This window comes from Pontibacter sp. 13R65 (assembly GCF_047525655.1).
Taxonomy (GTDB): domain Bacteria; phylum Bacteroidota; class Bacteroidia; order Cytophagales; family Hymenobacteraceae; genus Pontibacter.
In genome coordinates this window covers 1-14,429 of sequence record NZ_JBLIQL010000045.1, presented here as the reverse complement: position 1 = coordinate 14,429, position 14,429 = coordinate 1, and the positions used below count along the sequence as shown (strand labels likewise).

General features: G+C 52.9%; 7 protein-coding genes and 2 pseudogenes. 1 reads left to right on the top strand and 8 read right to left on the bottom strand.

Going from position 1 to position 14,429, the window contains the following annotated elements:
- Positions 1-722: 722 nt before the first annotated feature.
- The 4 genes and pseudogenes from ACMA1I_RS23125 to ACMA1I_RS23110 all read right to left on the bottom strand — a co-directional run.
- Entirely contained in the window at positions 723-1,982 is a 1,260-nt protein-coding gene (locus ACMA1I_RS23125; protein ID WP_337070869.1) for a hypothetical protein, read from the bottom strand.
- Positions 1,983-2,454: 472 nt separating this feature from the next.
- Positions 2,455-2,949 (bottom strand): hypothetical protein, encoded by a 495-nt coding sequence (locus ACMA1I_RS23120; protein ID WP_337070868.1) that lies wholly within the window; start codon positions 2,947-2,949, stop codon positions 2,455-2,457.
- An 18-nt stretch (positions 2,950-2,967) separates the two neighbouring features.
- Positions 2,968-5,829 (bottom strand): RHS repeat-associated core domain-containing protein, encoded by a 2,862-nt coding sequence (locus ACMA1I_RS23115; RefSeq protein ID WP_337070867.1) that lies wholly within the window; start codon positions 5,827-5,829, stop codon positions 2,968-2,970.
- Between the two features lie 609 nt (positions 5,830-6,438).
- Positions 6,439-7,143, bottom strand: a pseudogene (locus ACMA1I_RS23110) (PA14 domain-containing protein); the annotation flags it as partial.
- On the opposite strand from ACMA1I_RS23110, the gene ACMA1I_RS23105 reads away from it, so the two are divergent.
- On the top strand, positions 7,130-7,285 hold the full coding sequence (locus tag ACMA1I_RS23105) for a hypothetical protein (RefSeq protein ID WP_414703973.1): 156 nt from the start codon (positions 7,130-7,132) through the stop codon (positions 7,283-7,285). The pseudogene ACMA1I_RS23110 and the gene ACMA1I_RS23105 overlap by 14 nt on opposite strands.
- A gap of 2 nt (positions 7,286-7,287) precedes the next feature.
- On the opposite strand, the pseudogene ACMA1I_RS23100 reads toward ACMA1I_RS23105, so the two are convergent.
- The 4 genes and pseudogenes from ACMA1I_RS23100 to ACMA1I_RS23085 all read right to left on the bottom strand — a co-directional run.
- Positions 7,288-8,559, bottom strand: a pseudogene (locus ACMA1I_RS23100) (DUF6443 domain-containing protein); the annotation flags it as partial.
- A 283-nt stretch (positions 8,560-8,842) separates the two neighbouring features.
- Positions 8,843-9,406: a hypothetical protein gene (locus tag ACMA1I_RS23095; protein ID WP_337070865.1), complete on the bottom strand. Its 564-nt coding sequence runs from the start codon at positions 9,404-9,406 to the stop codon at positions 8,843-8,845.
- A 93-nt stretch (positions 9,407-9,499) separates the two neighbouring features.
- Positions 9,500-13,255, bottom strand: coding sequence for an RHS repeat domain-containing protein (locus tag ACMA1I_RS23090; RefSeq protein WP_337070864.1), 3,756 nt, complete (start codon positions 13,253-13,255; stop codon positions 9,500-9,502).
- Between the two features lie 106 nt (positions 13,256-13,361).
- On the bottom strand, positions 13,362-14,375 hold the full coding sequence (locus tag ACMA1I_RS23085) for a hypothetical protein (RefSeq protein WP_337070863.1): 1,014 nt from the start codon (positions 14,373-14,375) through the stop codon (positions 13,362-13,364).
- Positions 14,376-14,429 lie beyond the last annotated feature (54 nt).

Here is a 14,429-nt window from a genome sequence, read left to right as displayed (position 1 = left end):
TACCGTGGCAAGAGTGTATGCGCACTTTGCCACGGTACAGCAACAGGACGTGACCATAAAAATAATATTTAACCGATCCTACTATATCTAGGCTTCCTGGGACCAAGCCCAAGGACTATAAACCTACAATCGTGCTGTTCTGCCACTAGCTCCTTTTTAGCTCAGGCACTGAAGCATAATGAAGCTTTCATGATTGTACTATAACAATTATGCTGTGTTATAATACAAATAAGTTATATTATTCTGCTAAAAATGGAATCAATACGGCCGTCTCTGTGTCTGTCTTGTAATTTTTAGCCGAAGTTGATTTTCATAGTTCTAGATTAGTTTTAGTCGGTATGATAGGATGGCCGGTGGCTGCCCTCATCTTTTTAATACCCCTCCGGAAAGTGCCCTTAACCCCGCAACGGACAGTTATCAGCCAAAGTAGCATATTGGAAGCGCATATTCCTTCCCAATAAGAATTAAAACATGACCTTTCTCCTCTCTTATTTGGAGAGGGTGTACCTGAGGATCCGTATGTTGCTCAATGTTGCCACAGACACAGACTTTATTATGGAGTTGGCCCTGTATTCTGCGTTTAGCAGAATATCACCTAAATCTGTAGCGCTAAGAGAGCCCTTTCACGGGACTGCAGATCCATAGCATTGAATATGGTGACCTAAAGATATTCACAGCCTGTGTTGGCTACTCCGGAAGAAAGTTGTATCTAGTCTCTCAAGCTACTTCTTTTTCTTCCTCAGCAGGTGCTTTCCGTTGATGTAGAGGCCGACCTTGGCCTGCAGCGGGTGCAGGTAGGGCGTGCGGTCGTGTTGGTGCAGCACGTTGTACTGCACGAGCGCGTAGCCCTGCACCTGCTTGAACAATGCGTAGCTCTTGCCCACTCCCACTGACAGGCCCTTCACCCACTCCTGTCCTATGGTCTCGGCCTGAGTGGTCGCGTCTGTGCGGGGGACGGGGGAGCTTAGGTCCTCGTAATGCAGCCGACCGAAGAAGCCCTGCTTCACCTCGAAGTCGGAGAAAGCGAAGTAGCCCAGCACCCTGTCATGGGTACCCACAGACCAAGGTTTCCGCTGCACGTCGAGGCTCAGGCGGTACTGGAAGCCGGCACCTACAGAGAGCCTTTCGGTGAAGCGCCAAGCCAGGTTAGGACCCAGGTCCAGGAAGTATACCTCCTGTTTGCCCAGCTGCCAAAGCGTGCCTAGCACTACCCGCTCCTGCCAGGGCTTGTCCCCCATCGGCTGCACCTTCAATGCGCCTCTCGGCAGGTCCTTCACGCTTCCCAACTTCTCCACCCGGCTTTTGTATCCTTCCAGGTCCGGCACCTCTTGGCTTAGCCTCTCCTGCTGCGTGGTCAGGTAATCCGTGGCTACTTTTCCGGCCTCCTGCTTCAGGTTCTCTTGTAGCTCCTCCAGATCCGGCAGCTTTTGTAGCTGGCTCAGCTCCGGGAGCTCGGGTACCTGGGCCATTTTTTGCATGTCGGCGAGGCTGCCTCCGGCACTGTTGCCTGCCGCCTCCAGCCTGTCCAGCGCTTCCTGTGTTTGTTCTTGCCTGAGCTGCTTTGTGAGTTGTTCCTTTGCCTGCCCAATTTCCTGCTCCAGCTTGCTTTCTGCCTCCTGCAGCTGTGCCTGTACCTCTTCCTGCTTTAGGAGGGCCTGCAGCAGGCTGTCGGATTTCTGCGCCAGCAGGGCCGAGTCCGGGTACTGGAACTGCAGACTGTCCAGCTTTACCTGCAAGACGGCCATTGAATCCGGGATTGCCTCCTGGCGGGACTGTAGGCTATCCTTTTGCTGACGCAACTGTTGCAGGAGCCTTTCTGCCTTTTCAATACCCTTATGTAGGCGTTCCTGCAGATCCCTTTGTTGGGCTGAGGCGGCAAAAGGAAAAAGCAACAGGAGCAATGTGCCGATGCAGACGCTCCTTTGTATTTGACATAGCAAGCTTGTCCCTCTTACTGTTCGTAAGGCTGTTCTCTCATTCATGGCAGTTGCTGTTTCTTTATGGGTGCTTTTGATGCAGGTATTGAATTTATGGGGCGAAGGCTTAGTCGCAGGGTGGAAATGAATATACCGATTTTCTTCAATGCTTAACTATCCTCTACAGCCTATTAGAATTTATGTTTTACATAATTAACACAAAAGGTTCTTATGTAAAGATTTTAAAAAGCAGCCAGCTTTGACAGCCTGACTCTCAGGCTCCTCCATGATATCGAGCAGTTCGAATCCCGCTTTTCCTGCCAATGAGTTTTCCTTTGGTAGCGGCTTTCACTACCAAAGGAAAACTACTAAAAATCAGAAGCCCGTTCGTAAAAGATGAGCTTCTGATAATTTGCCGAACTGTCGCCAGTCTGAAGATTGACTACTATTATTAGTCATAAGTCCTGCTATGCGAAAACTTGCACTAAAGGAGTATGGAATAAGGTAAGGCTACAAGCCTACGATTGCAGGAGCACACTTATTTATTATCACACACAAGTAAATCCTCTTCACGCAAATTGCTACTTCTATAATATAAATCCTTTGAGGCAGTGATCTTATTATTTGAATAAAAGACCATTTTACTACTGTTTTGCAAGTTTACCTCAACATAATTACTTTCAAGAATAGATTTTGCTGGCTCAACAAGCGTTTCTCCTATAAATCCAACTGGTAGGCTTGCAACATTATTTTTAATTCTAAAGGCAGATATCTTATCAAACCTATGAAAGTCCTCTACATTAGAGTAGTCTAGGTCAATACAAGCTATAGCATAAGTTCTCCCTCCTCTACGTATTTTATGTATTTCAATTATCCTACCTTTGTAGCTCATGTTACCATAAACATCTTCTATAGAATTCCTCGCTTCTGAGGATAAATTATCAGAGTGATGGCTAAGAAACACTACACCCATAACAAAAGCAGCAATAAAAAACATTACTACTCCAACAACAATTTGTAATGACAATTTCAAAATCTTATGGTTTTATAGTTAGTGCGAAAGAAAGTTACTAGCTCTATCAATAATAGACCTTTGATTAGTTGGAACTGGTTTAGTTAAAAGTTTTAAGGATCCCATATGTGCCTCTGCTGTAACACTTCCTCCACCTAAAAATCCTATTTGTGGTCCTACAGAGACAGATAAACCCACTGAGAACTGTCTCCAAGTACCATCTTGGGAAACAGAATATTGTCCACCAATAGTAGCTCCACCTATAATAGGTTGAAACGATGCTGATGCCCCGCCACCAAAATAATTACCAGCAAAACCATCTGGATTGTTCGTTTCCGGATTATTATTAAAAGCAACAAACCAGCTTCTCCCAGCACCAATAGAGGCTTCTACTGAGGTTGTAGCCTGGAGTTGTCCTTCAACACCAGCATAATCATACCAATAACCGGCATAATCACCACCTAAAAACATTGTAGAAATCATATAAGCATCATAATTTGTTCCTACTGCAGCTGTAGCAGTAGTTGATAAAGTGGATTGATAACCGATCGCTACATTTGAAAGATCTGTAACAACGTGATTTCCATTAAAATCAATATTTGATTGAAGGGATATATCAACAAGGTCAGTTTTTACGGTTACACTGGAATTATTTTCCCCGTTGATAACAATATCATCCAACATCCCATTCGGGTCAATCCTAAGAATCGGGTTATTCTGTACATAATTATAAGGAGACAGCCAGCTTCGTTGCTCTGCCATTGGGTCCACCACATGCCACCTTCCGATTTGGGCATCATACATCCGGGCCCCATAATCCAGCCAGTTGAGGCCCAGCTCGGTCTGCTTCTCCTTTCCGTTGTACTGGAAGAGGTGATCAGGGCTGCCCTGCTGCTCTATCCCCACGAGATTCTGTCCCCAAGGGTCGTAGTGGTTCTCCTGGACTAGCATCGGGCTAGCTACCATGATGCGCATGTCATCCATCCATACATCCTCTGCGCTCTCATTGGCAACATATACTTCCGCATAACCATTCTGCGCAGCCACATACATCAGCTCCAGCTGTTGCCACTCCCCTTGCGCCTCCCGCGCCAGGGGCTGATAGCCGCTCTCCACATAGTTAGAGTCGGCATCGTAGACAATATAGCGAATATACGCCAAAGGAGCACCCTTTGCCTTCTGTACGGCCTGCGGCACCAAGGCCACCCCGGCCCCCAACAGCGGCAGCGCCTTGGCTTTATTGCCACCTTCCCCGCCGATGGTCACGCCTGCCGCACTAGAGGCTAGCCAGGAGGCCAGGCTGAAGGCGACACCTTTCTTAGCCTCCTGCTCATAAAGCCCGAATACCTCGGCCTTGAGGCTATCTCCTTTGTGCAGGGACACCCGCTTCAGGGGGCCCAGCGGCTTGCCGCGCCCCACGCCCAGGAGTGCCGCATGGCTGCCGGTGCGGGCATGCACCCGGTCCTGGTGGCGCGTCTCCCCTACGTTCTCGAAGGACTCCTCCTCCACCATGGCCCGCATCGTCTCCATTGTCGCGAAGCCGGAGAAGTTTTGCGGTTCTGCAAAGGATACGCGCAGGTTCCCCAGGTGGTCCTTGAGGTGGTACTCATAGCGCCATTTGTTGTCAGCGAGCGGCTCGTAGAGGGCCCGCCCCTCCGGCGTATGGGCGAAGAGCGCTTCTGGGCTGTAGACGAATAGACCGCTGTAATTGGTTACCACGGCCGCCTTGCCCGGCTCCTGCACCGTTTTCCGGATCTTCTGGCCTGTGGCCGTGTAATCGAAGGTAATATAGCCCTTGGCCGGGCCAAAGTCAACCTTCTGCGGTAGGTTCAGATGATTGTAGCTGACGCTGACGATCCCCTTGTTGTCATCCCGGGTCATGTTGCCGTTGGCGTCATAGCCGTACTCCCAGGTGGTCGCGTTGCCAGCCGCATAGGTCTTCTTTACTCCATTGTCGCGGAAGTCGCCCGCCGGGCCCACCACCGTACTCTCCCCGTCGTTAACCGTAGCCAGGCGGTTGCCCTCGTAGGCGTAGGTTAGGTTGTCCACCATGCCGTAGGTGCGCCCCGTGTTGGTGTAGGCCTGGCCTGTGCGTAGGCCGCGCCGCTGCAGCCTCAGGATGTTGCCGTTGAGGTCGTAGTTGAGGCCCTGCACCGTGTACCAGTCCACCTCCGTGCCGTTCAGGGCGCGGTACTTAGCTGTCTTGAGCCGGTTGAGCTTGTCGTAGGTGTAGGCGTAGCCGCGCTGCTTGCCGCCGTCGGTCGTGGTGGCCCAGAGCATCTCGGCGATGTTGCCGTTAAACTGTGCGGTGCCGCCTAGCCGCATGCCCGCCTCATAGCCCAGCTCCAGGCCGAACAGGTCCCCCGTGTCATCATTTCGGACCCCGTCGTTGCTCAAGGTTGTGTTGTTGATGCTGGTGAGCCAGCCCCGGATATTATAGCGGGTATCCACGCTCTGCAGGAAGCTGCCCCCATTATCCCGGCTATGCAGCTCCTTGTCCACCAGCTGCCCCAGCTCGTTGTAGCTGTGGCGGGCCAGCAGTACCTCGGCCTCGTTGTCCATGCGTTGCCACTGCTCCTTTAGGCGGCCCATGTGGTCGTACTTCATTTCATTTGCCACCGTGCGCGTCACCCCGTTTGCCCGGTGTTGCAGGCGTGTCTTCAGGGGCTTGCCCACAAAGTCGTACACGGTGCTGGTCCGGTCCAGGCCGTCCAGGTGGTTGTCGGCGATGGTCTGGATGGGTCGGTACTTGCTGTCATAGTAGGTGACCGCCGTGAGCCACCGCTCCGTCCCCACCATCCGGGTGCGGGTGCCGGTCACCTGGCCCCGCACCCGGATGTTCAGGTCCTCCTGTGCCTGCCCCATGGCCGTCTCCGCCGCAAAGGTGTGGCCCGAGAGCACGTCATGGCCGTAGTGGTCATAGAAGGTCTGGGTCAGGGGCTCGCATTGGTTCGGGTCCGAGGGGAAGCTTCTTAGCTCATTCACGGCCGACGCAGGACCTATCTTGGCCGTGAATGAGCTTCCCCCCTCCGGCGAGAAGGAGAAGCCCGGCAGCAGCGTGATCGACTGACTGGCCTGATAGACAGAAAACCCGTCATAAGCGCTTGACTCAATGGTCTCCCCCTGCCGGACCGTGCGCGTCTCCATCGGCCCATCCGCCACATTACCGCCGTTGCTATCAAGGAAGCTGTCTAGCTCCGCCTGCATCTGCTCCCCCGTCAGGATTTCCCCAGGACGGTAGATGCCCGTCTCCACCGCCCGCCCGAGGGCATCATAGCGGGTGTACCCCCACTCATTTCTTTCCCGCTGCGCCGCGTCCTGCGTGAGCACCGGCTGGTCAAGCCTGTCGTAGATGATCTCCACCGGCCCGGCCCCCGGCACCTGCTTTTCGATGAGCCGCTTTCGCCCGTCGTAGGCGTAGCGAAAGCACCACTTGGAGATGAAGTCTTCCGTCAGCCGAATATATCTAAAGAAGGTGTAGGCGAACCGGCTTGCTGGGATAGGCGTCTCCTCCACCCCGCCCGGCAGCCGCCACTTAACGGCTAGATTATCTCCCCCTTCCCCTTGCTTGTGCAGCGCCTCGATGTAGTAGCGCTTGCCCGCCGCCAATTGGATGGGTGTTGACTGCTGCGCCAGGGACTTGTCCCACTCCCGCGGATATGTCCAGTCATTGACAAAAGCTATTTTTCTCTTCTGGCCCGGGTTGTCTGAGGTGCTCAGCCACAGCTCCGACTCGTCGTCACCGGAAATCCAAAAAGTGTAGGTACCAGTGGTCGGTGCCACTAGATAGCCGCTGATTCGCTGCCCATAGTTATGGCCAACATTTGTGAGCGTCTCGAAGGAGTTCAGCTCCGCTGAGACGCTGGAAGGAACTTGCCTCAGGTCCAGGTCTTGCAGCAGAGATCCAGGCACATCGGCCCAATGCTCACGCCAGATTCTGCCGCTGCTGCTGTTGCTGGGCGGGTAGACTGCAGCAGGCGGGATCACCAGCCGCAGGTTGCCCAGCTCGTCGTAGACATACTGTGTCTCAGCGTAGCCGTGGACCTGCGTGCCTGTCACGCTGCTCGCCTCCTGCGCCTTGCGCAGCACCACCCGCCCTTGCAGGTCCTTGTACTCCACCGTCAGGCCCCCCTGCTCGTCCTTGACCTCGGTCACATGCAGGGTGCCAGGCCAATAGTGCCTGCGGCTGAAAATCTCGCCCGTGACAGGGTCCATTTCCCAGAGCCGCACCTCCTCCAGTATGTTGGTGCGGAAGGCACTCTTTATGGTGTTGCCGACAGCACTGCCGGCCACCGGTTTCCAGGCAGTTCCTGGCGCGCCCTGCTCCACCACCCGGTTCAGGGGTGAAGGCTCGTAGACGGGCACGGCATAAGGGGCCGCGTCCTTGGCCACGTTGGGAAAAGCCGGCGAAGAGGGGCTGTAGAAAGCCGTCTGCTCCGTAGGAGCTGCTTCCCTGAACCTGCCGGTGGCAGCGGCGGTGTAGGGCAAGTACTGCTTGTCCTCCCGCCCGAAGGCGTCGTAGGTCACCGGCGTGACCACGTCCCGCAGCGTAGGCGAGCCCTGCGTCACCACCGTCTGCACCTGCCGTCCGAGCCCGTCGAAATAGGCGGCCTCCCGGACAGCATCCTCCGGGCCGAGCGTGTTGATAGTGACTGGGTCCTTCTCCCCCGCCTTCTGCACCGTCCAGGTGACGATGCGGTTGCGGTTCTCTGCCATGTCGCGCGAGATGCTCACCTGGGCCTCGGCCCAGGCCTGCACCCCGGTGGCCGTGGTGGCCGTCACCTTGTAGGCATGAGGGCCGGGAGGCATAAAGCTCACCTCCGCCCCGGCCGTCCGGGCTAGGCCGGGGCCCTCGTCCCACTGTAGCTCCGGCAGGATGGACGCGCCGGACTCGACCCAGCTCGCCCCCCCACGGAGCTGCAGGTGCCTTCCCCCCACCTCATCCAGGGCCAGCAGCCCGAGGCCCTCGTCCAGGCGCCAGTAGGCGGCCAAGCCGGCCTCCCGGCCTGTCAGCCCCTTGTTGTGGCGCTGTGCGAGGTCCCAATCAGAGAGCGCGCCCCGCCAGATCCTGACCTCATCCAGGTAGCCTTGGAACGAGTTGCCCATGTAAGTGGAGGGGTGCACATAGGGCTGGCTGGTGACTAGGCCTGCTCTTACAAAGGAGCCGTTGATGAACAGGTGGGGCTGTTTGTTGCGATACACCACCGCCACATGGGTCCAGCCCGAGAGGGTTCCCTGCCACACCAGCACCGGCGGCATGAAGTTTTCCCCGAGCTCATAGACGCTCACCCCGTTAGTGCCCACCGAGAATCCAGCCCCCACGTGGCCGGCCTCCCAGGCCAGCACCCCATGCACAGGGAAGATGGCATAACGTTGATTATATACCCCATCGATGCCGCTGGTCGCCTCCGCATCCACCTCATGCGTGGCAGTGGGATACACCCAGGCCTCCATCGTGAAGTTGTTGACGAGCCCGGCCTCCAGGCTGGCCTCCTGCCGCACGTCACTTACCCGGGCCACGGCATCCAGCCCGTCGAAGTAAAGCCCCTTGCCCGCGGCCCTAGCCGTGGCGCTCAGCCTGGCGGTCTCCCCCAGCGGCACGCTGACAGGGGGGGCTGAGACGGTTGGCATGGTCCTTACCCCCACCGTCACCGTCCGCGTCTCATAGCAGCCATTGCCCCGCTGCCCCGTCACGGTGTAAACCGTTGTCGCGCTCGGGGTGGCTATTACCTGCGCCCCCGAAGTGGCGCTGAGCCCGTCCGCTGGGGACCAGCTGTAGCTGCTTGCCCCGGAGGCCGTCAGCACGACAGGCTCCCCTGGGTTCACCGTCGCCGTCTGCCGGCTCACCGACAGCGTAGGGGCGGGGCCCGTGCCTACCGAGAGGGCGTATGTACCTGAGTTGGTGTCCCAGCCCTCAACCACCACAAAGTAGTCGCCGGCCGGTAGGCTCGTGCGAAGCGAGGCGTTGGGGCCGCCGCAAAGGGGGCCGTTGTCGTCGTTGCTCGCCGCTAGGCTCCCGTCCGCCCGCAGCACGTAGAGGTATGTGTCGAAGGTCGAGCCACAGGTGGAGGCTGTCAGCTCCGTGGCCGCCGTCAGCCTGAGGCGGTAGAACACCTCGTCGCTCGGGTAGCCGTAGCTGTTGCCGTAGCAGTTGGAGGCTGCATTCGAGCGCGTGTCGCTGTAGGACCCGTTGCAGGCGCCCATCGTGCCGATCTGGATCGGGTTGGCCATCGTGGCCCCCGCCGGTGAGGTCGTGCAGCCTGACAGGGCCGTGACCGAGAAGGTACTTATCCCTGCCCCGGAACTGGTTTTTGTTTTTTTCGTGGGGGCACTGGCCTGATTTGCCTCTGTCTCTTTTTGAAGGAACAGCTTCTCCATCTCCGCTTTCTCCTGCCAATAGCCATAGTAAGGCCGGTCCTGACCATACGCGCCTGGAGAGAGAGAGACTGACAGCAGCAATAATAACAAGATTGAGCATGACAAGTATGAGAGTTTCTTATTAAACCCTACGAGGCATTCCACCGCTGCTCTATAAGCCAATGAACAGATCTGTTTCATTTTTCTTTTAATGTTACTGCCCCTGAAAGTGATACTCATACTTCTTAAGGATATTACCCTCACTATCCTTCACCAAGTAAAGCCGGCCAAATGTGTCATACTCATAGTAAGTGGTTTGACCATTGGTATCGGTGGCAGAGGTCATGCCTACTAAAGGGTCATAGGCATAGGTCGTCATTTGCGCACCTGCCGGGTGTATCCTTACCTCGTCAACATTACCAGAAAGGGTAACTACCCCACCGCTGTATTCTTGCTCATGGTAGACCCATTTCCCGTTCTCTAGCCCCCAGTATGACAACCTGCTGTTCAGGGCAGGAGTGAACCCTGAAGGTGGTACAAACTCAAATCCATTTATATATTTAGTACCAGCCTTTGCCTTAACATCACTGCTACTGTTCGGATCCTCCTCAAAACCGTTATAGTAGATTTGCTCCTGTCTAGCATTTATCACTTCCGCCACAGGAAAAATATTGGAGTACCCCCAAACATAGGAGCGAACGGGGCCTGACTTGAACGACTGTTCTAATAATCTACCTTCTTTATATTTATGGAACTGAATGCGAACATCGTATAGGTCGTCAAACAGAAATGCCCCTCCATTGACACTGGATGCACTAAAAGATGCAAGTGGAGTAGTCGGCTCTAAGGCTAGCACCTCCTTTACTGTAGGCAAGTCAGTGTTATAGGTGTAAAGTAACCCACTTGAGTACTTGCTGCCGCTTCCGCCCTTTGTCATCATTTCCTTATAAGTTTCAACAGGCTTAACAACATGGGTTTGTTGCAATAACTTTATTCCCTGTGATCTTGAGTCTAAGCCTGCTACGTCTGCCAAAGGAGTATAGTCCTGAGGGTATTTATAGTTGGTGATGAGTATGTCGCCTTTCGATGTTTCCGTCTTTAACTTTATTACCTGATAATGCCCGTTGGTTTTGTCGTATTGATACTCCTGAGAAGTCACAATGCTGTTACCAGAGTCATCTAAAGAGAAGTCTTCAACTTTCTTCAGCATATTACGGTTTATAGGAATGGCAAAATGGTGTGCGTAAATATTAAATAGCTGAGAGGCCTGTGTTAGTAACTTTGATAGTCCTTGGTTAAATAGCATTTGCCAGACTGTCTCCACGTTTTCGTCCGTGTAATGATATTTCTTTTTGCGTACCAGACTATAATTCTTGCCAGCATATTTATAGTAATTCTCCTCACCATAATCCTTGCCAGCATATTTATAGTAATTCTCCTCTTTGAGTTTCCCTCGAAAGCCTGAAGGGATTTCAGGAATAGGAGCAGGTACCGGGTTCGCTATTCCCATAGACGTCAATCCGCCTCTCAACAACATTGTGTTAATGTTAAGACTTGGTTCTGCATGATACAGATATTCCATTGCTCCACTTTCCCCTTCGCTTGATTGCTCAGTTACCAGGACTTTCTCATAGCCGTAGTAGGGTGAGCTTCTCCCGTCACTGAAGTTGTATATGGAATGGCCATGCCTGTACATATGGGCACTATTATGCTCCTTAATCATTCCTTCCCAATAATTAACCCAGCTACCGTCTCCCTCGCTAGATTCATAGATAGGATCTGCATCCCTTACTCCATCAAAATATGCATAGTTCTTCACCATGCTTTTACCGCTAACGGGGTCAAAGCTCTCTGATTGGCTTATCCGCAAGCCACCGACATAATATGTCTTTTCGACCTGCTGGCTTGTCCAGCTTGCCTTAGGGATATACAGCTGCCGGCGGATCTGCAGGCTATTGAAGAAGCTCGACGGTGCAGACTCATATGATATGTTATAGTTTCCTGGCTCAAGAACGAACGATGAATCGACAAGCCTCTCTGTCAAGTTGCCGTTGGAGGCGAGGGGTATACGCTTCAGGACATAGTTGTTTCTCCTCAAGACTATCTCCAAGAAAGAGCCACTGGGGTAAGGGCGAGGCATGTTACTGCTATTGAATGATTCTATTACTAGCTTCTTCCCATTCCACTCAGATCCTACTGTAAAGTTCCCGCTTGCGTCAACAAAGCCTGGCGATATGTTAATCTCACTGGAACCCCATGCTTTGTACAGGCTAGAGTATTCTTCTTTGAAAATGATCTCAGCGTCAATTCGCTTATATTGGTTCGTTTCATATTTAAAGCTTGAGCTTCCTCCAGTAGGATATTTTATGCTAGTGAGGACACAGGCCTGCATATTAGCAGGGTTAGCATTCCTATTAGCTCCGGGATAGTATTGGCTAGTTGGGAAGATAGAGAGTCTTACATTGCTTGGAGGCAACAACATGTTGTTGTTTGCCCCATTGTAATAGCCCCAGTGATCTATCGACAAAGACAGCTTCGAGGGAAGTTCAAGTTTGTCATTGTATGAGAAGGTGTGTTTTCTCTCTACCGCAAGGCCCGCGGGATCAACCTCTGAAACGCTGTTTAGCCTCAAGCGCTTTGTCATGTTATCATCATACTGAGGGTAGGCATTCTTGATCTGAAGATGAGCATTCCGAAACTCAATGTTACCCAAGGTGCCTAACGTTGACACAAAATAGGAGCTGTTGTCAAACTTTACTTTTCTAACAAGCTTGTCGTCTCCACCCCTCTGTCTCACCTCTACCGCAGTAAGCCGCTTTGCACCCTGTAGGTCAAGACGATCAGAAGAATAAATAAAGCGCATATAGCCTGAGCTAAAGTGAATCTTGTCAAGATACACCTGCTCGTAAAGGGAATAAGAAGGCGTTACCTTGTCTGTAATTTGCTGTGTGTAAGGCGATATCATGCCTACAAGGTAAGTCTCAGAGAGCGCTGGCAACGGCTTTATAAACTTCTTATTCTCATATTGGTACGTAAAGTTAAGCTCTCCATAGATTGGGGACTTTACTTTTGTCAGGTGCCATGTATTGAGATTCTGCAGACCATAATTAGGATTCGCTTCATTGATCGGGCTGTTGCTTGCGTAGTAGAACTGTCCCTGAGTAAAATAGTATTGAATGCCTTGTTCATCTGTAACTTTCCAATTTGGATAATTACCATTCTCTATGAGCTCGATTTTGATGCTACCATCCCCTAAAACTACTGGTTTAAAGGAGTTATCGAAAATAAACTTATAACTCTTCTCCCCAATAGTAATAATGTACAAGTCAGAAGAAAAATCAGGGGCAACAGCATTATGCGGATCCTGCCCAAAATTGAAATAAAAATAATATTCTTTATCCGCTCCGTTTTTGGTAAGGTTCAAACCCGTAACTGCTGTTACTATTGTAGGGTTCTCTGTGGAGTTGTACGGGAAAACTTTTTTGTCGCTATCCCACAGGTAATAGCGTTCGCTAACACTCATTAAAGGAGATTTTTTTCCAGTGATCATGCTTGGGGGATCTGGCATGCTAGTATGGTCATTTAAAAACCCAACCGGGAAATCAGGCTTACCCCGTGTAACACTTACGATTGTCCCCCCTCCGCACAATGCCCAGCCAAGCCCTACCTCGCTTGCGTCTTCCTTTACCTTGATTCCACCTGAATGATATTTAATGGATACAGGCCACGTCAGGTTACCTTCATCAATGGTGTAAATCGGAATAGTGATATCAGCGACACCAGTAAAGTAATCAACTGGAACGAGACCAAACTTCCCCAGCGCGCTGACATCAGGAGGTGGAGGAACCAAAGGGGTAAGCTTTAAATCCTGACTTTGCCCAAATCGCAAAATCACCAGTAAAAGGAGCAAAAACATAAATTTTTTACTTCCTAATGCAGAAAACAAATTGTCAAAAAAACCAAATCTCATAATGAATATTTGTAAAGCTGTAAGGGCAAAATGGTGCTTTGGGTAACATAGGTATTTAGTGTGCCTAAATTAAGTTTGGCTCATAGATTACCTGGTAATTGTTGTGCTATGGTTGATTGTTTGTCTCGGTAATTTTCCTGCCTGCCCGCTTTCCTTGCTTTTTCTCAAGCGCCTCAAGACGCTTGAGCAGCTCGATCTGGTGGAGCGTGAGCTCCTCGACCTTCTGCAGCAATAGGATGTTGAAAGCACCCACATCCACCCCCTGCTCCTCCATTTGAGCGGCAGGAGCTATTCCGGGCAGGTGCCGGTGCTCCTTGACGAATCTCTCCGTCTCCGCCAAACTCGGCAGCGCATAGTCCGGCTCGAACACGAAGTCAGCCCCCGCGTTCACCGTCACCTTCACCTCCCGAGCATGAATGTCACCAGCCACCGTCAGCTTGGCGTCCGGAGAGGAGGTGCCGATGCCCACGTTGCCTCTGTCCGGGGCCAGCACCAAGGAACCCAGGTGCGAGTAGCCCCCCTCATCCACCAGCTCCGCCCGGATGATGTCCTTCTGGGCCTCCCCCAGACCGCTGCCGTGTGTCTCCTTGAAGGCCCACACTGCGGTGTTCTTGTGGCGTCCGAAGAGGATATCGGGAGACCACCAGTGCATCCCGTCAGAGTCGTAAGCAGCGGGGTTGCGGAAGTTAACCAGCTGGCCCACGAAGGCGTTGTCCTTGCCCCCCACCCACACCAGGGCCTCGGCCGGGTTGCCGTTGTCATCGGCAACCGATCCTCCGCCCACCTGTAGCCTGGCCCCCGGCGAAGTCACACCTAAGCCAAGCCGGCCGTCCATGGTGACGGTCAGCGGCGTGAGCCAGGAGGCCGACGGGGCGTTCCAGCGCATCAGCTGGAACTTGTCCTGGTCCGAGGAGCGCATCGTCAGGTGCCAGTAATTGCCGGTGCCGCTGTTGACCAGGTTCAAGAACCCGCCGTTATAGCCGTCGTTGATTCCGTTCACCCACACCCCTCCCACGTCCAGGTGGCCGGTGGTGGCATTGTGGCCCGTCGGGTTCCACTGGGCACGCGCGGCAAAAGGAACAAGGGCCAAGAAGAGTATTGCCCAGTAAAGGTGTCTCATGTTATGGATGTGTTATGGCTTGTTCCTTTCGGCAACTTTGCTCCCTCTCGAGCG

What these genes read in the sequence shown, in the direction of transcription:
- ACMA1I_RS23125 (WP_337070869.1), bottom strand. Translation starts at nt 1,982, where the DNA reads ATGAATGAGAGAACAGCCTTACGAACAGTAAGAGGGACAAGCTTGCTA.
- ACMA1I_RS23095 (WP_337070865.1), bottom strand. Translation starts at nt 9,406, where the DNA reads ATGCTCAATCTTGTTATTATTGCTGCTGTCAGTCTCTCTCTCTCCAGG.
- ACMA1I_RS23090 (WP_337070864.1), bottom strand. Translation starts at nt 13,255, where the DNA reads ATGAGATTTGGTTTTTTTGACAATTTGTTTTCTGCATTAGGAAGTAAA.
- ACMA1I_RS23085 (WP_337070863.1), bottom strand. Translation starts at nt 14,375, where the DNA reads ATGAGACACCTTTACTGGGCAATACTCTTCTTGGCCCTTGTTCCTTTT.